The 21,120-nt window shown below is 57.8% G+C and carries 16 protein-coding genes; 10 read left to right on the top strand and 6 right to left on the bottom strand.

All coding sequences use genetic code 11. From position 1 onward, the window contains the following. Nucleotides 1-30: 30 nt before the first annotated feature. The 6 genes from MTX78_RS10180 to cobC all read left to right on the top strand — a co-directional run bounded on the left by MTX78_RS10180 (nt 31) and on the right by cobC (nt 7,057). Nucleotides 31-423, top strand: coding sequence for a response regulator transcription factor (locus tag MTX78_RS10180; RefSeq protein ID WP_243802297.1), 393 nt, complete (start codon nt 31-33; stop codon nt 421-423). A gap of 100 nt (nt 424-523) precedes the next feature. Then, the gene (locus MTX78_RS10185) at nt 524-2,467 is read left to right on the top strand and encodes an AMP-binding protein (protein WP_243802299.1); all 1,944 of its coding nucleotides are present in this window, start codon (nt 524-526) and stop codon (nt 2,465-2,467) included. 87 nt (nt 2,468-2,554) lie between these two features. Continuing rightward, nucleotides 2,555-4,480 carry an acetate--CoA ligase gene (gene acs, locus MTX78_RS10190; RefSeq protein WP_243802301.1) on the top strand — a complete coding sequence of 642 codons (1,926 nt, stop codon included), beginning with the start codon at nt 2,555-2,557 and terminating at the stop codon, nt 4,478-4,480. Between the two features lie 182 nt (nt 4,481-4,662). Further along, on the top strand, nt 4,663-5,718 hold the full coding sequence (cobT, locus tag MTX78_RS10195) for a nicotinate-nucleotide--dimethylbenzimidazole phosphoribosyltransferase (RefSeq protein WP_243802303.1): 1,056 nt from the start codon (nt 4,663-4,665) through the stop codon (nt 5,716-5,718). Then, on the top strand, nt 5,715-6,494 hold the full coding sequence (locus tag MTX78_RS10200; protein WP_317258943.1) for an adenosylcobinamide-GDP ribazoletransferase: 780 nt from the start codon (nt 5,715-5,717) through the stop codon (nt 6,492-6,494). The genes cobT and MTX78_RS10200 overlap by 4 nt, the downstream gene beginning before the upstream one ends. Beyond that, a complete protein-coding gene (gene cobC / locus MTX78_RS10205) occupies nt 6,479-7,057 on the top strand; it encodes an alpha-ribazole phosphatase family protein (protein ID WP_243802305.1) in 579 nt (192 codons plus the stop codon). The genes MTX78_RS10200 and cobC overlap by 16 nt, the downstream gene beginning before the upstream one ends. 141 nt (nt 7,058-7,198) lie before the next feature. Here cobC and fahA read toward each other — a convergent pair whose 3' ends face one another. Further along, nucleotides 7,199-8,491: a fumarylacetoacetase gene (gene fahA, locus MTX78_RS10210; RefSeq protein ID WP_243802306.1), complete on the bottom strand. Its 1,293-nt coding sequence runs from the start codon at nt 8,489-8,491 to the stop codon at nt 7,199-7,201. Between the two features lie 170 nt (nt 8,492-8,661). Between fahA and MTX78_RS10215 the strand changes: the two genes are divergently transcribed. After that, nucleotides 8,662-9,249: a hypothetical protein gene (locus MTX78_RS10215; protein WP_243802308.1), complete on the top strand. Its 588-nt coding sequence runs from the start codon at nt 8,662-8,664 to the stop codon at nt 9,247-9,249. 233 nt (nt 9,250-9,482) lie between these two features. On the opposite strand, the gene MTX78_RS10220 is transcribed toward MTX78_RS10215, so the two are convergent. From MTX78_RS10220 to MTX78_RS10240, 5 genes are all read right to left on the bottom strand, one after another. Beyond that, entirely contained in the window at nt 9,483-9,818 is a 336-nt protein-coding gene (locus MTX78_RS10220; RefSeq protein ID WP_243802310.1) for a NifU family protein, read from the bottom strand. A 226-nt stretch (nt 9,819-10,044) separates the two neighbouring features. Beyond that, complete coding sequence (locus tag MTX78_RS10225; RefSeq protein WP_243802312.1) at nt 10,045-11,145, bottom strand: Mrp/NBP35 family ATP-binding protein; 1,101 nt, start codon at nt 11,143-11,145, stop codon at nt 10,045-10,047. Nucleotides 11,146-11,482: 337 nt separating this feature from the next. Continuing rightward, on the bottom strand, nt 11,483-12,181 hold the full coding sequence (locus MTX78_RS10230) for a LytR/AlgR family response regulator transcription factor (protein ID WP_243802314.1): 699 nt from the start codon (nt 12,179-12,181) through the stop codon (nt 11,483-11,485). A 54-nt stretch (nt 12,182-12,235) separates the two neighbouring features. Continuing rightward, complete coding sequence (locus MTX78_RS10235) at nt 12,236-13,414, bottom strand: sensor histidine kinase (RefSeq protein WP_243802316.1); 1,179 nt, start codon at nt 13,412-13,414, stop codon at nt 12,236-12,238. A gap of 1 nt (nt 13,415) precedes the next feature. Further along, the gene (locus MTX78_RS10240; protein WP_243802318.1) at nt 13,416-14,519 is read right to left on the bottom strand and encodes a sensor histidine kinase; all 1,104 of its coding nucleotides are present in this window, start codon (nt 14,517-14,519) and stop codon (nt 13,416-13,418) included. A 360-nt stretch (nt 14,520-14,879) separates the two neighbouring features. On the opposite strand from MTX78_RS10240, the gene MTX78_RS10245 reads away from it, so the two are divergent. The 3 genes from MTX78_RS10245 (at nt 14,880) to MTX78_RS10255 (ending at nt 21,113) form a co-directional block, all read left to right on the top strand. Beyond that, entirely contained in the window at nt 14,880-17,324 is a 2,445-nt protein-coding gene (locus MTX78_RS10245) for an outer membrane beta-barrel protein (protein ID WP_243802320.1), read from the top strand. Between the two features lie 122 nt (nt 17,325-17,446). Further along, nucleotides 17,447-19,519, top strand: coding sequence for a DNA primase (dnaG, locus tag MTX78_RS10250; RefSeq protein ID WP_243802322.1), 2,073 nt, complete (start codon nt 17,447-17,449; stop codon nt 19,517-19,519). A 382-nt stretch (nt 19,520-19,901) separates the two neighbouring features. Further along, nucleotides 19,902-21,113: a glycosyltransferase family 4 protein gene (locus MTX78_RS10255; RefSeq protein ID WP_243802324.1), complete on the top strand. Its 1,212-nt coding sequence runs from the start codon at nt 19,902-19,904 to the stop codon at nt 21,111-21,113. The last annotated feature ends 7 nt before the right edge of the window (nt 21,114-21,120 follow it).

Raw genomic sequence — 21,120 nt, forward strand, 5'->3', positions numbered from 1 at the left:
AATTCCTACTTCCTAATTACTAATTGAAAGATGCCGCACATATTGATAGTGGACGATGAGCCTAACATTGTGATGTCGCTCGAATTTTTGATGCGCAAGAACGGCTATGCCGTAAGCATTGCCCGCAACGGTACCGAGGCCCTCGAAGCCGTCGACCGCGCCCCCCTTGACATCGTGCTGCTCGATATCATGATGCCCGATGTGGACGGCTACCAGGTGTGCCGCTACATCAAAGCCCGGCCAGACCGGGCGGGTACCAAAATCATCTTCCTCTCCGCCAAAACCAAAGACGTTGATGTGCAGAAAGGCTACGAAGCCGGCGCCGACCTCTACATTCCCAAGCCCTTCAGCACCCGCCAGCTCATGAGTAAAGTGCGGGAGCTACTCGCCGCGCCGCACCCCCAGACAAACCTTGCCCCGTAGCCTAGTTGGTGCTTGTCTGCTCGTAGTAGGCAAGTTGGCCTGCAATAGCCGCAGGAAGCAGATGCCTAACAAGAAGTACGTTCCCGTTCCCTTTTGTCTCATGAAATCCACCCCCTCGTATGCAGCGGCGCACGGCGCTAGTTTAGCTGACCCCTCAGCCTTCTGGGTGGAGCAGGCGCGGCAGCTCGCGTGGTTTCAGCCACCGCCGGAGCCGGTGTTGAGCCAGGAGGAAGGCACGGGCTTCACCCGCTGGTTTCGGGGCGGGCAGCTCAACACGGCGTACCTCTGCCTCGACTACCACGTGGCCCACGGGCGCGCCGACCAGCTCGCCCTCATCTACGATTCGCCGGTGACGGCCACCGTGCGGCAGTACACTTACCGCGCGCTGCTCGACCTGACGGCTCGGTTTGCGGGCGGGCTGCGCAACCTGGGCGTACACAAAGGCGACCGGGTACTTATTTACATGCCCAACATGCCGGAAGCAGTGGTGGCCATGTTGGCCTGCGCCCGACTGGGGGCGGTGCATTCGGTGGTGTTCGGTGGCTTTGCGCCCCAAGAACTAGCTATGCGAATTGATGATGCGCAGCCCCGCGCTATTATTTGCGCCTCGGGCGGGCTTGAATTCAATAAGGTCATTCCGTACAAGCCGCTCGTGGATACCGCTATTGCGCAAGCAACGCATCAGCCTGCACACGTGGTAGTGCTGCAGCGCGAAGACGTTGTGCAGGCCGAGTTGCAACCCCACCGCGACGTGGACTTCAGGGAAGTGCTGCAGGCCGCGCCCGTGCCGGCCGTACCCGTCGAGGCCACCGATCCGCTCTACATCCTCTACACCTCCGGCACCACTGGCAAGCCGAAAGGCGTGGTGCGCGACACCGGTGGCCACGCCGTGGCGCTGAAGTACAGCATGGGTGCCGTGTATGGCTTGCAGCCTGGCGAAACCATGTTCAGCGCCTCGGATATTGGGTGGGCCGTGGGCCACAGCTACATTGTGTACGGGCCGTTGCTGCAAGGGTGCACATCGGTGCTGTTTGAAGGCAAACCCGTGCGCACCCCCGATGCCGGGACGTTCTGGCGCCTGCTGGCTGAGTATAAAGTTCAGGTGATGTTCACGGCGCCCACTGCCATTCGGGCCATCAAGAAAGAAGACCCGGAAGGCCAGCTCGCCAGCCAGTATGATTTAAGCCACCTGCGTTACCTGTTTCTGGCCGGCGAGCGGTGCGACCCTGCCACTTACGAATGGGCCGGCCACGTGCTGGGCGTGCCCGTTGTCGACCATTGGTGGCAAACGGAATCGGGGTGGCCTATGCTGGCTACCTCGGTGGGGCTGTCTGATGTACCGCCGCCGTGCGCCGGCTCGGCGGGCCAGCCGGTGCCAGGCTACCACGTGCAGATTCTCGACGAAGGTGGCCAGCCAGTGCCCGCCAACACCACCGGACTAGTGGCCGTGAAACTACCGTTGCCGCCCGGCTGCCTGCCCACGCTCTGGCAAGACGATGCGCGTTTCCAGCGTAGCTACCTCGACACGTTCCCGGGCTACTACCTCTCCGGCGACGGAGGCTACCAAGACGCCCACGGCTACTTCTTTATTATGGGCCGCGTTGATGACGTTATCAACGTAGCCGGCCACCGCCTAAGCACTGGCCAGATGGAAGAGCTGCTAGCAGCCCACCCAGCCGTAGCCGAATGTGTGGTGCTGGGCATTGCGTGCCCGTTGCGCGGCCAACGCCCGGTGGGCTTGGTTGTGCTCAAAGACGGTCAGACTATATCCGAAGCGCAAGTAGAGCAGGAGTTGGTGGGCCTTATCCGCGAAAAGATTGGGGCCGTTGCCAGCTTCCGCCAAGCCGCAGTTGTAAAGCGTTTACCTAAAACGCGTTCCGGTAAAATATTGCGCAAGACCATGCGCCAGTTAGCCGACGGGGAAGATTTTACCGTTCCTTCCACCATCGATGACCCACTGATCCTGGCAGAAATCAGGGCGGTGCTGCAACGGCGGCAGGTAGGCCACGCCTTCGAAAGCCTGGCCGGAAACCTCGCCCCCTGATGCCTGCTCCATGCACGGGGCCGCAAGGTTCCCGGCAGAACAATAACTTGTTGACTACTTCTCCCACTTTACAATTTCACCACTTCCATGCCCGACGTACCCACTAAACATGCCCGCATCCGCACGCTCGAAGAGTACCACGATGCGTACAAGCGTAGCATCGAGAACCCCGAGCAATTCTGGTCTGAGGTAGCGGAGCCCTTCACCTGGCGCCGCAAATGGGACAAGGTCCTCGACTCTGATATGGCCGCCGGCAAGAACGAGTGGTTCAGTGGTGCCCGCCTCAACATCACCGAGAATTGCCTGGACCGGCACTTGGCGGCGCGCGGCAACAAGCTGGCCATCATCTACGAGCCCAACGACACCAAAACCCGTCACCTGCGCCTAACCTACCGGGAACTGCACCAGGAAGTATGCAAGTTCGCTAACGTGCTGCACAACAACGGCGTGGAGAAAGGTGACCGGGTCTGCCTCTACATGCCCATGATTCCGCAGCTGGCCATTGCCGTATTGGCCTGCGCCCGTATCGGAGCCGTGCATTCGGTGGTTTTTGCGGGCTTCTCAGCCACCGCCATTGCCGACCGGGTGAACGATGCGCAAGCCACGGTGGTGCTGACCGCCGACGGCCTGAACCGCGGAGCCAAGCAGATACCGGTGAAGCGCGTTGTGGACGAGGCACTGGAAAACTGCCCTTCCGTGCGCCGCGTGATTGTGGTCGAGCACCTGGGCTGGCCCGTGCAAATGAAGGAAGGGCGCGACGTATGGTACCACGAGGAAGCCGAAGACGTAGCCAAAACCTGCCCAGCCGAGGAAATGGACGCCGAAGATCCGCTCTTCATCCTATACACTTCCGGCAGCACCGGCAAACCCAAAGGCGTGGTGCACAGCACCGCTGGCTACATGGTCTGGACCGATTACACGTTCCGCAACACGTTTCAGGTCGAGGAAAACGATATTTATTGGTGCACCGCCGACATTGGATGGGTGACGGGCCACTCATATTTGCTGTACGGCCCACTGTTGGCGGGCGCTACCACGCTCATGTTCGAGGGTATTCCTACGTACCCCGATGCCGGCCGCTTCTGGGAGGTGATTGACAAGCACTCGGTCAGTATCTTCTACACCGCGCCCACGGCCATTCGCAGCCTGATGGCCGCCCCGCTCGACAACGTGCTCAGCTATTCGCTGGATTCGTTGCGCGTGTTGGGGTCGGTAGGAGAGCCCATCAACGAAGAAGCCTGGTACTGGTACCACCAGCACGTGGGCAAGGAGCGTTGCCCCATCGTGGATACGTGGTGGCAAACCGAAACCGCTGGTATCATGATTTCGGCACTGGCGGGCATCACCCCAAGCGTACCGGCCCGCGCGGGCTTGCCGCTGCCTGGCGTACTGCCGGTGCTGCTTACGCAGGAAGGCAAAGAAATAGAAGGCAACGGCGAAGAAGGCTACTTGGCTATCAAAAACAGCTGGCCTGGCATTATCCGAACCACCTACGGCGACCATGAGCGCGCCCGCCAAACGTACTTCGCTCCGTATCCGGGCTACTACTTCACCGGCGACGGGGCCCGCCGCGACGAAGAAGGCCTCTACCGCATCATCGGCCGCGTTGACGACGTGATAAACGTAAGCGGCCACCGGTTCGGCACGGCCGAAATCGAGAATGCCATCAACCAAAACGCCAACGTGGTGGAATCGGCAGTGGTCGGCTACCCGCACGACGTGAAGGGGCAAGGCATCTACGCCTACGTTATCTGCCGCGAGGGGGCCTGCGACAAGGATGCCGACAAGGCGCACATCGAAGCCAGCATCATCGAAACCATTGTGGCGGAAATCGGCAAAATTGCCAAGCCCGATAAGATTCAGATTGTGTCGGGCTTGCCCAAAACCCGCTCCGGCAAAATCATGCGGCGCATCCTGCGTAAAGTAGCCGAGGGAGAAACCTCCAACCTCGGCGATACCACCACCTTACTTGATCCGGGAGTGGTCGATGAGATTATCGGCGGGCGGAAGTAGCCGACAAAAAGACCCTACCTAGCATAACAGAGGCCACTGGCAAAGCTGCCAGTGGCCTCTGGTGCTTTAGCAGAACACAGCCCGTTGGTTTCAGGTTGAAAACCCGGCGGCTCGTGCGTAGTTGTGAGCGTTGCAGCACGGCTTCCGCTTCGCGCCGTTACCTTCGCGCCAAAATCCACCGTATGCCCAACTTCTACATCCAACCGCTCGACCAGAAGCTAGCGGCGGCCATCCAACTGAAACTAGACAGCAAAACCAAGCCAGTGGGGGCCCTTGGTAGTTTGGAAACCCTGGCCGGTCACGTAGCCCTCATCCAGCAAACCCTCACGCCGCAGCTCCGCAGCCCGCACGTGCTGGTATTCGCCGCCGACCATGGCATTGCGGCCGAAGGCGTGAGCAAGTATCCGCAGGAGGTGACCTACCAAATGGTGCTTAACTTTCTAAGTGGCGGAGCGGCCATCAACGTGTTTTGCCGGCAGCAAGGCATAGCGTTGAAAATAGTGGACGCCGGCGTGAAAGGCAGCTTCACAGAGTTTCCGGCCGTCATCAACCAAAAGATAGCGGAAGGCACCCGCAACTTTCTGCACGAGCCAGCCATGAGTATAACGCAGTGCGAGCAGGCGTTGGCCGCCGGGGCCAAGCTGGCGCGCGAGGTGGCGGCTACGGGGTGCAACGTGCTGGGCTTCGGCGAAATGGGCATTGCCAACACGTCGGCCGCTACCTTGCTCATGCACCACCTAACGAGCCTGCCCCTAACCGAATGCCTCGGGCGTGGCACCGGCCTCGATGACGACCAACTCACCCACAAGGCGGCCATTCTCACCGCTGCCGCGCAACAGCACACCGCCACAAGCCCACTGGAAATATTGGCCGCGTTTGGAGGCTTTGAAATCGTGCAGATGGCCGGAGCCATGCTAGCCGCAGCGGAGCAGGGGCTCATTCTGCTGATTGACGGGTTTATTGCTACGGCGGCCTTGCTGGCGGCTACCGCACTACACCCTGCTGTGCGCGAGTACTGCGTGTTCTGCCATCAATCGGAAGAAACGGGGCACCAGCGGATGCTAACGTACTTGCAAGCCTGGCCGCTGCTGAACTTGAATTTGCGGTTGGGCGAAGGCACGGGCTGCGCATTGGCGTACCCATTGCTGGTGGCTGCCGTCAGTTTTCTAAATGAAATGGCCTCATTTGAAAGCGCCGGGGTAAGCCAAAGCACCACACAAACTCCAGTTACGGCATGATGCGTCGGCAAATCGAGCTGTTCTTCACAGCTCTCATGTTTTACACGCGCATTCCCTGCCCCAGCTGGATAGGGCACTCCGAAGAAAAGCTCAACAAATCCACTGTGTATTTTCCGGTGGTGGGGTGGATAGTGGGGGGCGGGGCGGCGGCTGTTTACTGGGGGCTGCAGCTGCTTTTTCCGCCGGATGTAGCTTTGCTGCTGAGCATGGTGGCCGGTATTCTGCTCACGGGGGCGTTCCACGAAGACGGCTTTGCCGACGTGTGCGACGGATTCGGGGGCGGCTGGACTAAGCTGCGCATCCTGGAAATCATGAAGGATAGCCGTTTGGGTACGTATGGCGTAACGGGACTGGGGCTGATGCTGGCGTTGAAATTTCTGGCGCTCCGCAGCATGGCGCCTGGTGCGGTTGTGCCCGTGCTGCTAGTGGCGCACGCGCTAAGTAGAACCACGGCGCTGTCCTTTATTTACACCCACGAATACGCCCGCGAAAACGAAGACAGCAAGGCCAAGCCCATTGCCAAGAAGCTAAGCGCTTCGGATTTCGGGGTTGGCTTGCTGCTTGGCTTGTTGCCATTGCTGGTGTATGCTGCTTGGTTGCGCAACGGCTGGTTGCTACTGGTGCTATTGCCGCTGTGGCTAGTGAAAACCTATCTGGCCCGCTACTTCACGCGCTGGATTGGGGGCTACACCGGCGACTGCCTAGGGGCCACCCAACAAGTGGCAGAGGTACTTATCTATCTGTTTTTCTGCTCTCGCTTATGGACTTCTATCTGATTCGTCACACCCGCGTAGCCACGCCTGCTGGTATCTGTTACGGCTGCTCCGATGTACCCGTCGCTGCAACGTATCCGGAAGATGAAGCCGCCGTGCGTACCCGGTTGGCGCCCATAGTGAACAATAATCCAGTAGTCGCCTATAGTAGTCCGCTTACGCGCTGCCGTAGTTTGGCCGAAGCCCTAGTACCCGGCTCCATCCACTTCGACGACCGCCTCCGGGAATACGACTTTGGCCGCTGGGAACTGCAGCCGTGGAGCGAATTGCCCGCCGCCGAGCTAGACCCCTGGATGGCCGACTACGTGCAAGTTCCTGCCCCTGGTGGCGAAAGTTTCCTCGACCTCCAAGCGCGTACCACCGCCTTCCTCCTGGATATGTTGGCGCAGCCCGACGCCCCCCAGACAGCATTGGTGTTCTGCCACTCGGCCGTTATCCGGAGCCTGCTTTGCCATTGCCTAGGGTTGCCGCTAGCCAATGCCTTCCGGCTAGACATCGACTATGGCTCCATTTCCAAAGTGCGCTACAGCCAAGGACGGTTCAACGTAGCTTATACTAACGCGTAGTGCATGCCATAGCGTAAGGTCTACGCTACAGCATGCACTGAGCAGGTGTTGCTAGGCTGAAACAAGTTGCCGTGCGACCTGCGACCCGCGTACTCTATTCTCGCCTTAGCAGAGGGTAGGAGTGGAGCTGACTTTTCTGTGCTACAAGGAAGAGGTGTTAGCCGGTAAAACGGTGCCCGTCACTTCCCCAAATCCGATGCGGATACCGTCCTTTTCGCAGTAGCCGCGCATGGTCACGGTGTCGCCATCGAGCAGGAACTTGCGCTCCGAGCCATCGGTCAGCGGGACAGGGCGGGTACCTTTCCAGGCCAGTTCCAGCATCGAGCCAAGCGAATCGGGGGTGGCACCGCTAATAGTGCCCGAGGCGTACACGTCGCCCACTTCCAGGTTGCAGCCGTTGCTGCTTTGGTGAGTGAGCTGCTGAGCCATACTCCAATACATCAGCCCGAAGTTGGAGCGCGACACCACAGTTTCCTCGGCGCTTTCGGGCTGAATAGCTACTTCCAGCTTGATATCGAAGTTATGGGGGTTCGACTGGACCAGATACGGCAGCGGCTCGGGTTCCTGCACCGGGCCGGCCACGCGGAACGGCTCCAGCGCATCCAGCGTCACCACCCACGGCGACACGCTGCTGCCGAAGCTCTTGCCCAGAAACGGCCCCAGCGGTACGTATTCCCAGCTTTGAATGTCGCGCGCGCTCCAATCGTTGAACAGCAGCAGCCCGAAAATATGGTCTTCCGCCTCGGCCAAAGCCACCGTTTCGCCGAGTTGGGTGCTGCGGCCCACCACAAATGCCATTTCTAGCTCGAAATCCAGCTGCTGCGAGGGGCCGAAGGTAGGCGCATCTGCATCCGGAGCTTTGCGTTGCCCATTGGGCCGACGGATATCCGTGCCCGACACCACAATGCTACTGGCCCGGCCATGGTAGCCGATAGGTATGTGGCGCCAGTTAGGCAGCAGGGCGTTAGCTGGGTCGCGAAACATTGTGCCCACGTTAGTGGCATGCTCGATGCTGCTATAAAAATCGGTGTAGTTCTGGGGCTTGATGGGGCGCAGCATGCGGGCCTCGCTCTGCCGCACCAAACACTCGCGCATCACTTCCAGGCTGCTGGATAGGGCGTCGTTGTCGTGGCGCAGCAACTCTGATACGCGCTGGCGCACGGCCCGCCACGCCGGCCGGCCCAGGGCAATGAACTGGTTGAGCGTCCGGCGCCGAAACACCTTGGGCATCTTCGGGCCCAAATCGAGGTCGGAGAAGAAGCCGAACTGCGCCACGGCGTACAAGTCCAGCACGTACTCGCCGATGGCCACGCCCAGGTGCGGGCCCCTCTCATCGGTTTCAAACACCCCAAATGGCAGGTTCTGGATGGGAAAGTCGCTGGTGGGCGGAATATCAATCCAGGAGCGGAGCGCCGGGTCGTTCAGGTTGGCCATGTTTCGGGTGGTTGCGGGAGATAAGCGGCAAAGGTAGAACCGCCCGCCAAATGACGTGCAAACTCAACAGAAGGTTAGGCCAACCCAGCGCAAGACCTTATCTTGACCTGCTCCTTTGTCAATTGCTACTACCGTCTGTGGAGTGGCGGTAACATATTGCCTTATATAATATGATTTATAATGAAGAATTTTTAGGCTTATTAGCGAAAGACAGAGTTATTGGGGACTTTCCACCATTTAATAACGGTAACATTAATGAAGTTGAAATTTATATTAAAACTATCATTGGCAGACTCAAGGATAATTATCAAATAATTGTAGAACCTGATTATACTTATTATGGTAGTGGTTTTGCTTCGTATATAAGTGTTAAAATTTCCAAGAAAGATAAGTCTGACACTAGAACGACGCACGAAAAGAATAGGGTAACAGAGTGGACCCAGGGCCTTCTACTTTATGTGTCTAATTTGGCGCCGTATTGGTACTATGGTGCTTCTGACTGGACAGTGTCGACAGAGAATGGAAAATATGTAGGTGGTTCAGCAGAATTTCTAGGTCCCGATAGTATCAATGATATTGATTATGAGTTATGGAAAACTGAAATAGAGAAGATAAAAATTTTATTCCATCAATTTCGATATAACCTATTAACAAAAGAAGAGCTTGAAAAACAGGTGGGCTTTGACCTTTCTATTAGAACAGTGCTTGCAGATAAGCCCTATAAAGTCTTTGACTTTTTCTTTCATTGGGAAGATTAAGGTAAAGATAATAATTGTACAAATCACCTCTTACATTCTAAATATTGGCAGGTGCATACCTATTACACAAGTGAATATTCATGCATCATATGCGCGCATACCATTCAATAATAGAACGTGAGTATGCCTCTCTGCATAGTTTGGCAATCTTATGAACCTAATAACAAAACCAAAGTGCCCCGCTTCCACCGAAACCGGTAGGAGCGGGGCACTTTGTATAGGAGTGAGCTAACTTAGAACTGCGGGGTGGGTACCGGGGCTGGCGAAACGGGGTGGCCGGTCTGGCCTGCGGGCTGCTCCGACATCGGGGTGATATTGATGGCCTCTACAGACCGGATTTCAGGCACGGCCTTTTTCACCGATTCTTCCACACCGGCTTTTAGCGTCATCGGCGACATAGGGCAGGTACCGCAGGCGCCGAGCAATTCCAGGCGCAACACCATGTTGTCGGTTATCTCCAATACGCGCACATTGCCACCATCAGCAGCCAGATACGGGCGGATGCTGTCCAGTGCCAGCTCGATGCGAGAAAGGAGCGGATGGTCTTCTACGGCAGCGGAATGCGTCATAAATCACTGATTTTTATTGGTTGTCTGCTTCCGTAGATGCAAGTGAACCATGAGGTAATGCAAAGGTAAGGCTTCTGACGGGTAAAAAGTAAACCAACTTTTCCCCGGCAAAGTTGCCGAACACCTAATGTTGAGCTTCTGCATATAACGGAAGCTCAACATTAGGTGGGCTATGGCTTAGCACCAGCCGGTGCACACCACGTGGCACGCGGCGCTTTCGCTCTACCTACGAGTTCATTTCAACGATATTCGTTTTGGGGGCCACGGCATTGCGGATAGATACCTGCCGAGCTAGCTCCTCGGCCAACTGACCGAACACTTCGGCGGCAGGAGTACCCGCTTGCAGGATGGCGGGGGTACCCTGGTCGCCGTTTTCGCGGATGCTCTGTACCAGTGGAATCTGGCCCAGCAGCGGCACCTGGTGTTTCTCGGCTAGCGCGATGCCGCCACCTTCGCCGAAGATGAAGTATTTGTTGTCGGGCAACTCAGCCGGGGTAAACCAGGCCATGTTTTCCACAATGCCCAGCACCGGCACGTTGATTTGCGGTAGCTTGAACATTTGCAACCCCTTCTCAGCATCAGCCAAGGCCACTTTCTGCGGCGTAGTGACAATAAGCGAGCCGGTAACGGGCACGGTTTGCACCATGGTCAGGTGAATGTCGGAGGTTCCGGGGGGCATGTCGAGGAGCAGGTAGTCTAGCTCGCCCCAATCCACTTCTGTGATGAACTGCTTGAGGGCCGAGGAGGCCATCGGGCCACGCCACACAATGGCGCTTTCGGCAGGGGCTAAGAACCCAATGCTCATGATTTTGACGCCGTGCGCTACCACTGGCTCAATTAGGTTCTTGCCTTCAGGCGTCTGGTAAACGTGCGGGCGGGCATCCATTACGCCGAACATCAGCGGCATGCTGGGGCCGGAAATATCGGCGTCTACGAGGCCCACTTTGGCGCCTGTTTTGGCCAGCGCAATGGCCAGGTTGGCCGTGACGGTGCTTTTGCCCACGCCGCCTTTGCCCGAAGCAATGGCAATGATGTTGCGCACGCCGGGCAGAATGTCGCGGTTCTGGCGCATGGTGGTCACGCGCGAGGTCATCTTGATTTGCACGTCGGCGTCTTTGTCCACCATGGTATGGATGGCGCGGACGCAGGCGTTGTGAATCAGTTCTTTAAGCGGACAGGCAGGCGTAGTGAGGATAACCGTGAACGACACCGTGCGGCCGTCGATCTGGACGTCTTCAATCATGTTGAGCGTAACCAGGTCTTTGCCCAAATCGGGCTCCTCCACGTAGCTAAGGGCCTTTAAGACGTCTTCTTGGGTAATAGCCATATCGAAAGTTGGGAAATGCGAATCGGAGTGCAAAGATAACCCGGAAACGGGGGCGGAAGTTGCCCGCGTAACAACATGGGCTGGGGACAACGAAACTGCGCCCACCAACAAGCTGGACCGTTGTTCATTCTCGGTGTACTACAGCCTAGGTTGCTGGTGTTGGACTACGTGTGTAGCAACGGGTTGTAAGTTGGAAGTCACAAGTAAATAAGGCCGTCATGCAGAGCACAACGAAGCAGTTCGCGTGCTGATGGGGGCTTGTTAGCTGCAACGTTAGCACGCGAACTGCTTCATCTGCGCCTCTGCATGACGGCCTATTTGGGTGCAATGGATGGTGTTACAGGCCGAAGCGGGCTAGCAGAGCTTCCTTGTGTTGCTTGCCAATGGGCAGTTTCTCGGGGAGGTCGTAGAGTTCGGCTTCGTTGCCGCTGATGGCTTTGATGGCGTCCATCTTCACGATGTACGACTTCTGAATGCGCGTAAACCGGGCGGGGGGGAGCTGGTCCTCGATGCGGTTCATGCGCAGATACGTGACGATGACGCGGTTTTTGAGGATGATTTTGATGTAGTCCTTCATGCCTTCGATGTAGTAGATTTCATCGAACAGCACCCGCTGCAACGAGTTGCCTTCCTTCACAAACAGGAATTCCGGGGCGGGTGGGACTGGGGCGGCTGGCCGGTTGTTGAGGATGGCCAGCGCCTTGTTCACTGCCTTCAGGAAGCGCGGAAACGACACCGGCTTCACGATGTAGTCTAGAGCATCGAGCTCAAAGCCCTCCAGGGCATAGTTCGGGTAGGCCGTCACGAATATTACGTAGGGCGGATTGTGCAGAGAGCGGATAAACTCGATACCGTTGACCTGCGGCATATTGATATCCGAAAACACCAAGTCTACTTTCTGCTGCTGCAACACCTCTAGCGCCTCAAACACATGCTCGCAGCTCGCCAGTAGCGTTAGCGACGGTATCTTGGCGAGGTAGCCTTCCAACAGTTCGCGGGCAAATGGCTCGTCGTCGATAATCAGGCAGTTGATCATAGTAAGGAAGGCGTGATAACAGGGTATGGCTTGCTGCTGGCGGCAGCAAAAGGTTTAGCGAATTGGCAGGACACCACTGGGGTGGGCAACAGGGCGGTTGGCGTTTCGGGCAAGCGGCGGGGCAGTGCCGAGCGGATACAGGCGCAATGTTAGGTGCACTTGGTACTGCTCGTCGGTTTGTTGCACGGTGAGTTGGTAGTCGGTGGTGGGGTAGTGCAGGGCCAGGCGCTTGCGCACGTTGGCAATGCCCACGCCCCCCACATCGCGCTTGGGCGCAGTGGGGGCAAAGCTGTTATTAACTTCAAAGTGCAACTGTCCGTCCTGCACAAGCAGCGTGATACGTACCCAAGAGGCATCCAAACTGCTATCAATACCGTGCTTGAAAGCGTTTTCCACGAACGGAAAGAACAGCAGCGGCGTGATGCTGTACTGCTCGAATGGACCAGATTTCTGGTAGGCAATGGTTACTTTCTGGCCGTAGCGCAGTCGCTCCAACTCCAGATACGCCCCCAGGAACCCAAGTTCCTGGGGGAGCGGCACCCGCGGCGCATCCGACTCATACACCGTGTAATGCATCAGGTCGGAGAGGTGCTGCACCATGTCGGGGGCGCGCTCGTCCTGCTTCACCACCATGGTGTAAATGTTGTTGAGGGTGTTGAAGAGGAAGTGCGGGTTCACCTGGGCTTTCAGGAAATTCACTTCCAGGTTCAGGTTTTCGCGCTCTAATTGCAGGCTGCGGTTGCCGCTGGTTAGCAGAAACTGAACGAACCGTACCAAAATGGGGGGCATTACATTGACAGCAAAGTCAAAGATGCCGATACTGACGCCGTACCACGAGAAAACTCCCATCCACACGCCCTTGCCAAGGATGCGGTAGATATAGTCGTTTAGAGTTCGAGAAATCAGGTTGTTGCTTTCAAGGAGCAGAAACAGACCGTAGGAGAGCAGTGCCCAACCGTAGTAGATGGCCACCAAACTCAGAACCGACAGTAGCCAACGCTGGCGCAAGACAAAGCGCGGCAGCACCACCTCGGAAAAGAAGTAGTAGCCGGCCACAGCTGCCAGTGTGGTCGTAAGGGCGAAGCTCCACGTAACAAGGGGCGTTTCGCGCCAGCCACTGTACAGAAAGTGCTCGTAGTTCGCATACAGCACCCATAAACCTGCGTGCAGCGCTATGCGGGCGTAGGGAGCGGGCAAGCCGTGGCGGACCGAACCGAAGGAGAGTGTGGCCATGCTAGAGGCGGATGCGAAGGTGCACGTCTACCTGCCCGCCTTCCTCGGTCAGTTGCACGGTGTGCTGGTTGGGGTAGTAAAGCGTTAAACGCCGCAGTGCAGCTACCACCGCAGCATCGGTGCGGTAGGGGTGAGAGGGTGCGGTAGTGGTTGTACGGGAAAGGGTTAGTGCTACAGCAGCTGGTTCTATGTGCACGGTGCTGCTGATCTGTATGGAATCCGCCGGTGCGGCGGCGAGGCCCGCGAAAAGGCGTTCCAGAAACGGATGCAGCAGCAGCGGTACCACTTGCTGGGTGGTGGCCGTGCCATGCACGGCGTGGGTTATGCTGGTGGTGTCGGGGCTGCGCAGGCGTTCCAGGGCCAAGTAGTCATCCAGAAACTCCAACTCCCGGCTCAGCGGCACGTGTTCGGTGTCGGTTTCGTAGAGGGTGTAGCGCATGAGGTCGGCTAGGTGCAGCACTAGGTCGCCGGCGCGGTCGTCGCGGGTGCGGGTCATGGTGTGTAGGCTACCGAGGGTATTGAAGAGAAACTGCGGGTTGATTTGGGTTTTGAGGTAGCTGAGCTCCAACTGCATATGGTCGCGCTCCAAGGCCAACCGCCGCCGGTCAATTACCAGCGCGTACGTCACAAAGCTGACAACGAGCGGAAAAAGAGTGGTGGCCAGCATATCAATAAAGGTATTCAAGAAGCCAGGCAGAGTTGTGAGCTGCCTCCACAGATTAGAGCCGTAAGCACTGTGAAGCTCGTTGCGCAAATCGGCGCTTAGCGGCAAATAGCTTTCGGCCAGCCACGCCCCCGCGTACATCCAAAGCCGAAACACGAATACCAGGGCAATACCACCGGCCAGTGCCAGCCACGTGCGCCCTCGTAGCAGCCAGCGCGGAATAATTAAGTAAACCAGCGAGTTGAACAGCAGGATGGCGAAGCTCACCTGTAGGAGTGCCAACGGCCAGATGGGCCCATCGAAATGGTAGTTTGGACGGCTATTCCAGGCGAAGTAGAACCCCGTCAGCAGCACCCACAGCAGTACTTGCAGCAGTAGGGTGGTCGTGTGGGTGCTCAGGCGGTACCAACTAGTAGCCGGAAGGGCATTCGATTCGGGCATGCAAGGAAAGAAAGATAGGTTGCCCGCGTGTCGAGGGCATAAAATAGGCTGTACCCTTAAAGCTCTGCAATTTCTTGGTGCCAAGCATCCTTGGAACTTGAATCAAATAGGCAAGAGTCTTTGTCATTCCGACGCAGGAGGAACCTGACTCAAGTAGTTCAAGAAGTAGACTCTGATTCCTCCTGGGTTGGAATGACAGGGCCTAGTGGGTAAGTCCTTGGGGTAGCAGGCCCTGAAAAAGTGCGTGGCGTCCGGCACTTTGGTGGTGTGGGGTTGTGACTTGGTCGAATAAACTTCCAGCCGGGAAGGCGTTCCGGTTTCTTCGTTCCAGCTTCTTCATCACCCAAAAGAAACCCGAACATGATTCGCCTGCTACCCCAAGCCTGCCCCGCTACCACCAACACTCGCTGCGGCCAGCTACTGCTTACGCTCGTGGCTCTGTTGCTGGCTTGTACTGGGGCCTTCGCCCAAACCACCATGACGGGCCAGGTGCTCGACCAGCAAACGCAGCAGCCGGTGGGCTTCGTGAATGTGGTGCTGAAGGCGGCAGGTACGGAAAGCAAGGTGGTGCAAACGGCGTTGGCCGACGAAGCAGGCCGCTTCACTCTGAAAGCAGTGGGACCGGGCAATTATCAGCTAAACGTCATCATGCTCGGTTTCACTACCCACGTGCAGGCCCTAGAACTAACCGGCGCCGCCAAGCTGGAATTGGGAAGCATTGCTTTGCAGGCGAGCAGCCAAGCCCTCCAGGAAGTAACCGTGACGGGCAAGCGGCAACTCATCGAGCAGAAGCCAGACCGCGTAACTATGAACGTGGAAGGCAGCATTTTGGCCGCCGGCAATGATGCCTATACTATCCTGGCGGCCGCGCCGTCGGTGCAGCTGATTGAGGGGCGCCTCACGTTCCGGGGCAAAGGCAACGTGCTTATCCTGCTCAACGGCAAGCGCCTGCCTGGTGCCAACCTGGAAACCGTGCTGGCTAGCATCCCCGGCGACCAAATCGAGCGGATCGAACTAATCAGCAACCCATCGGCTAAGTATGACGCCGACGCCTCGGGTGGCGTGATTGAGATTTACACCAAGCGCAGCAAGGAGCTTGGCTGGACCGCCACGGTGGGCGGCAACTTCCGCCAGGGCTACCGCACCGGGGGTGGCCTCAACGGCGGCGTGCGGGTAAGCACCCCCAAGCTAGACCTGGCCGCCAGTGGCAGCTTTGTTGGCCGCGGCGGGTTCGAGAAATCTGCCGGCCACCGGACGCTTTTTGAAGGCCAGTCTCCCACGGCCAGCCTGAGCCAGCGCAGCGACCTGAACAAGTCCATCCAAGACGGTAGCTTCAGCGGCAGCCTGAACTATCATGTGAGCCCGAACACCACGGTTGGGGTTGATGTTGACTTGCTGAATTCCAGCCTGGATGCCAAAGGAGTGGCCGAATCTTTCTTGGCTGAGCCCGCCGGCAATACGTTCAGCACCGTGCAGGAAAAGGTGCTGCTCAGCGACGCTTTCCATAACTACACGCTCTTCTACAAGCACAAGCTGGATAGCCTCGGGTCGAATTTGCTGCTCAACAGCAACTACGCTACCTACACCAACGGCCAGCGTCAAACCTTCGACCAGCGCGTGGAAGGCGTGGAAAGCACGGCCACCAGCACCTTCCGCAACAACATTCCGGCCACCTACCACATCTACACCGGAGCCGCCGACTACACGAAAGTCTGGAACCTAAATACCAGGTTGGAAGCTGGCCTGAAGTACACCGACACCCGCAACAAGAGCCGCCAGCAAATCGAAAACCTGACCGATGACCTCTGGGTGCCACAGGCAACGAATCCTTTCTCTGTCCTCGGGTACCAGGAGCAAGTGGCAGCCAGCTACCTCAGTGTCAACCACACGGTGGGCACCGTTACGCTGCAAGGTGGTCTGCGCGCCGAGCGCACCCGCTACCGCGTGGTAACGGGCATTGATTCCACCTACTTCAACCTGTTCCCGAACCTGCGCGCCGACTACAAAGTCAACGGTGACTACACCACTTCGTGGGCCTACGCCAAGAACATCCGGCGGCCCGCTTACGAGAGCCTGATTCCTTTCGAGCGTTTCCAAGATACCTATACCAGCAGCAAAGGCAACGCCACCCTGCGCCCCGAGTACGCCCACACTTTCTCCTGGAACAACCTCTACAAAGGCTACGGCTTGCAACTGGCCTATACCCAAACCACCGGCGCCATTTCCCGCGTCTACCTCTACGACCAAGTGAACCTGCGCTTCGTGAGCACCACGCAAAACTTCCGCCAGCGCCACTTGGCTACTGCCACCTTCACCGCTCCACTTACTGTTGCCAAGTGGTGGACTATGAGCAATAGTGCCAGCATTTTCCACCAGAAAATCAGCTTGCCCAGCCCGCTCGATAACACCACTCTGTACACCAAAAGCAAAACGTACGTCAATGTCAGCTCCGACAACACGTTCACGTTGGGCAACGGCTGGTCGGCGCGGGTGTATGGGCTGTACAACTCGCCTTCTTTCAGTGGGTTGTTTGATTACGCCGAGTATTCCTACGTGTCGGTAGGGGTGAAGAAGCAGCTATGGAACGAGCGGGCCTCGCTGAATCTGTCGGTAACCGACTTGTTCTACCAAACCAATTTCGTGGTGTCGTCCACGGTTGTGCCGGTGGTAAGCACCGAGCGGCTCCGCAACGACACCCGCCAGGTTCGCTTGGCCTTCACCTACAACTTCGGCAAGAAGGATCTGAAGAGCAAGCGAGTGCAAACCAACGGCAACGCCGATGAGAAAGGCCGGCTGGGTATGTAAGAACCCCTGACGGCCTTTTGTACTGGATGTAGCTCCGGCCTGACGCTGCATACTCGCTTCGCTTGCGCACCAAGTCGGAGCTTAGCGTTACAGCTACATTCCTCTCTACCTTTGCGGGTAGTATGGCCCGGATTCCCAAAGAACTAGTTGATCAAATTATTCACCACGCCGACATTGTAGAGGTGGTGGGCGACTTCGTGAGCTTGAAGCGCAAAGGCCAGAATATGTGGGCCTGCTGCCCGTTTCACCACGAAAAGTCGCCGAGCTTCTCGGTGGCGCCGGCCAAGGGGCTGTATAAGTGCTTCGGCTGCGGCAAGGCGGGCGGGGTGGTGCAGTTCATCATGGACATCGAGGGCACCAGCTACGTGGAGGCCCTGAAGTACCTGGCCAAAAAGTACGGCATCGAGGTTCAGGAAGAAGAAAAAACGCCCGAGCAGCAGCTGGCCCAAAACGAAAAGGACTCGCAGTTCATCGTGTCCAACTGGGCCAAGGACCGCTACCACCAGCTGCTGCAAAAGAACGAGGAAGGCCAGAGCATCGGGGGGAGCTACCTGCGCCAGCGCGGCCTCAACCAAACCACCATTGCCACCTTCGAGCTAGGCTACTCCCTGGATCAGTGGGACGACCTGCTGAAAGCAGCCACCGCCGCGGGCTTCGAGCAAAAGTACCTGGAGAAAACCGGCTTGGTGGTGCGCCGCGAAGACGACAACGGCCAGGATACCGGCCGCCGCTACGACCGGTTCCGCGGCCGGGTGATGTTCCCGATTCATAACATTTCGGGCCGCGTGATTGGGTTTGGGGCGCGCACGCTCAAGCCCAATGACAAGACGGCCAAATACCTGAACTCGCCGGAGTCGGAAATCTACCACAAGTCCGATGTGCTGTATGGGCTGTACCACGCCCGGCAGGCCATCCGGACCGAGGAACTGTGCTACTTGGTAGAAGGCTACCTCGACGTGCTGAGCTTGCACCAGGGCGGCATCAAGAACGTGGTAGCCTCGTCGGGTACCTCGCTCACCGATGGCCAAATCCGCCTGATCAAGCGCTATACCGACAACGTAACCGTGCTCTACGACGGCGACGCGGCCGGTATTCGGGCCTCGTTGCGCGGGATTGACATGCTGCTGGAAGGCGGCCTGAACGTGCGCGTGGTGCTGTTCCCCGACGGCGACGACCCCGACAGCTACATCCGCAAAGTCGGCGACCAGAAGTTCAAGGAGCACCTCGAGCAAGCCAGCCACGACTTCATCCAGTTCAAAACCGACTTGGTATCCCGCGAAGCGGCCCAGGACCCGGTGAAGAAGGCCGAAGCCATCCGGGAGGTTCTGCAAAGCATTGCCAAAGTGCCCGACCCCATCAAGCGGCAGGTATTTTTGCAGCAGACTTCGCAAACGTTCGGCATCGACGAGCAGGTGCTCATCACCGAGTACAATAAGATTGCCCGGCAAACCGCCAAGTCGCCGGCCAGCCTGCCCGGCTTGGATGTGCAGAAGCCCCGGTCAGGCAGTGCCCCGGCCACCGGCCAAACGCCGCCCGCCGCCCGCCCGGCTCCGCGGCCCATGAGCCCCGAGGAAGAAGCCGAAGCCCTGATGTACGGCGCCTCCCCCGACGACCTAATGGGCGGCGGTGGCGACCTACAGACTCTCACCCGGGAGGAAATCGAGCCGATACCCAATGTGCAGGAGCAGTGCGAGCGGGAAGTGGTGCGGTTGCTCTTGCTCTACGCCGCGCAGCCGTTGGCCCCGGAAGTGAGTGTAGCCCAGTACCTGTTCGGTCAGATCGACGATACACCGTTCAAAACGGGCATCTATGGCGACTTGCTGCACCTGTGCCGTGAGGAACTGACCCAAGGCCGTTGGCCGGAAATCCGCACCCTCATCCAGCACAGCCGCTCCGACATTCGGGCGTTGATAGCCGAACTGGCCACCGAGCGGTACGAGCTCAGCCCCAACTGGACCACCCACCAGATTCACGTGCCTCGTGAGCTGGATCTGCTGCAAATTGCCTGCGACAACGCCATTCTGCGCCTCAACAAAGTGAACGTGGAAAGCTCTCTGGCAGAGCATATGGAGGCATTGCGGCATCCTATGGACGAGGCCACGCTGGATGAACACCTGCAAACCATTCGGGTGCTTAAGCAAATGGACAATGAGCTAGCCAAACTGCTCGGGACCGTGCTTTCTCGTGGCGGGTAGCCCAGTAACAAGCCTTTTTCAACTGGTAGATGGGGTAGGGGCGCATACTTGCGTTCTGTCGTAGCCACCGTTGGGTAAGCGGTTGTAACACAGAGTCTGAGCTTAGCGTGTCGTTCAACGAGGAGACGCGACACTTCGCGTCTCTACATCGTTCAGCAAGACGCGGCGTATTTGCGCCTGATTGTAACAAGCAGCGGCATCGTAGCCTGTGCTATGTCTGTATGTGTGGCAACCAGTAGGCATAGAAAAGGAAACCGGCGTTGACCCAAGTCCCTGCAACCGGCCGCTAGAGGGCCGGTTGCCTTTGCCGCCCGTCTGTTCTTTGTAGCTTTGCCGCCCCCTACAACCTCCTTCTGTGCATATTCTGCAAGTTTGTCCGCGTGTGCCGTTTCCTCTTACCGACGGAGGATCCATTGCTATGTATGACGTAGCTGCCGGCCTCATTCGGGCCGGGCACCGTGTTACGCTACTGGCCCTGAACACGCCTAAACACTACCAACCCGCCGACGCACTAGCGCACCTTGGCCCCAACCTGCGCCTAGTAAGGGTGGACATAGATACGCGGCTTTCCCCCGTGAAAGCCCTGCGCAACCTGGTCGGCAGCCGTTTGCCTTACAACGTGGAGCGGTTTATAAGTCAGGAGGCAAAAGCCCGGTTAATGGCCTTGCTACAGGAAGAACAGTACGACATCGTGCAGATGGAAGGCACGTTCGTGGCGTGGTACGTAGGCTATTGGATGGAAAGCAATGGCAGGGGGGTGCCGCTGTTGCCCCCCGTAGTGCTGCGTGCCCACAATGTGGAGTATACCATTTGGGAAATGCTGGCTGGAAGAGCCGGCAACCCACTCAAGAAGTGGTACTTAAGTCATTTGGCTAAACGGTTGAAAGACTTCGAACACGAGGCATTGCACCGCTTTGATGCCGTGGCGGCCATCACCGAAGCCGACCAGCAGCGCCTGCGCCAGCTAGGCTGCCCAGAGCCAGTGGTGTTCGTTCCGGCGGGTGTCAACTTAAGCCGGTTTCAGTTGGATGCGTCCATCAAGCCCAAGCCTCGCACCTTATTTCTCATTGGCTCCCTGAACTGGCTGCCTAACCAAGAGGGCCTCGACTGGTTTCTGACCAAAGTGTGGCCGAAGGCGCACGAGCTGTACCCGGAACTAGAGCTGCATCTGGCGGGCAAGGACATGCCGGCCCGCTTTCAGGAACTGCAACTTCCCAACGTAGTTGTGCACGGGTTTGTGGAGTCGGCCGCCACGTTCATGCAGCAGTATGAGGTGATGCTGGTGCCGTTGCTGAGTGGCGGCGGTATGCGCATCAAAATCATTGAAGGCATGGCCCTGGGCAAATGCATTCTAAGCACCACAATAGGGGCAGAAGGCATCCACGTTCGGGACGAGCACGACATTATACTGCGCGATACGCCAGCTGCTTGGGTGGAAGCCATTGGGCGCTATTACCACGGCCAATTGCCCGCCGACCTAATTGGGCAAGAGGCCGCGCGGACCATTGCTACCCTCTACGATAACCGCCGAGTGGTAGAGAGCTTCCTCGATTTATACAGCGTGGTGCAGCAGCGCCGGGTTGAAACGGCGTAAGTTTGCG

The sequence above is a fragment of the Hymenobacter tibetensis genome (genome assembly GCF_022827545.1).
GTDB lineage: Bacteria > Bacteroidota > Bacteroidia > Cytophagales > Hymenobacteraceae > Hymenobacter > Hymenobacter tibetensis.

Excerpts from the sequence above, each read along its gene's own strand:
- MTX78_RS10230 (WP_243802314.1), bottom strand. The coding sequence starts at position 12,181 with ATGATCAACTGCCTGATTATCGACGACGAGCCATTTGCCCGCGAACTG.
- acs (WP_243802301.1), top strand. The coding sequence starts at position 2,555 with ATGCCCGACGTACCCACTAAACATGCCCGCATCCGCACGCTCGAAGAG.
- MTX78_RS10185 (WP_243802299.1), top strand. The coding sequence starts at position 524 with ATGAAATCCACCCCCTCGTATGCAGCGGCGCACGGCGCTAGTTTAGCT.
- MTX78_RS10220 (WP_243802310.1), bottom strand. The coding sequence starts at position 9,818 with ATGACGCATTCCGCTGCCGTAGAAGACCATCCGCTCCTTTCTCGCATC.
- MTX78_RS10215 (WP_243802308.1), top strand. The coding sequence starts at position 8,662 with ATGATTTATAATGAAGAATTTTTAGGCTTATTAGCGAAAGACAGAGTT.
- MTX78_RS10180 (WP_243802297.1), top strand. The coding sequence starts at position 31 with ATGCCGCACATATTGATAGTGGACGATGAGCCTAACATTGTGATGTCG.
- dnaG (WP_243802322.1), top strand. The coding sequence starts at position 17,447 with ATGGCCCGGATTCCCAAAGAACTAGTTGATCAAATTATTCACCACGCC.
- MTX78_RS10245 (WP_243802320.1), top strand. The coding sequence starts at position 14,880 with ATGATTCGCCTGCTACCCCAAGCCTGCCCCGCTACCACCAACACTCGC.
- MTX78_RS10225 (WP_243802312.1), bottom strand. The coding sequence starts at position 11,145 with ATGGCTATTACCCAAGAAGACGTCTTAAAGGCCCTTAGCTACGTGGAG.
- MTX78_RS10240 (WP_243802318.1), bottom strand. The coding sequence starts at position 14,519 with ATGCCCGAATCGAATGCCCTTCCGGCTACTAGTTGGTACCGCCTGAGC.
- fahA (WP_243802306.1), bottom strand. The coding sequence starts at position 8,491 with ATGGCCAACCTGAACGACCCGGCGCTCCGCTCCTGGATTGATATTCCG.
- cobT (WP_243802303.1), top strand. The coding sequence starts at position 4,663 with ATGCCCAACTTCTACATCCAACCGCTCGACCAGAAGCTAGCGGCGGCC.
- cobC (WP_243802305.1), top strand. The coding sequence starts at position 6,479 with ATGGACTTCTATCTGATTCGTCACACCCGCGTAGCCACGCCTGCTGGT.
- MTX78_RS10200 (WP_317258943.1), top strand. The coding sequence starts at position 5,715 with ATGATGCGTCGGCAAATCGAGCTGTTCTTCACAGCTCTCATGTTTTAC.
- MTX78_RS10235 (WP_243802316.1), bottom strand. The coding sequence starts at position 13,414 with ATGGCCACACTCTCCTTCGGTTCGGTCCGCCACGGCTTGCCCGCTCCC.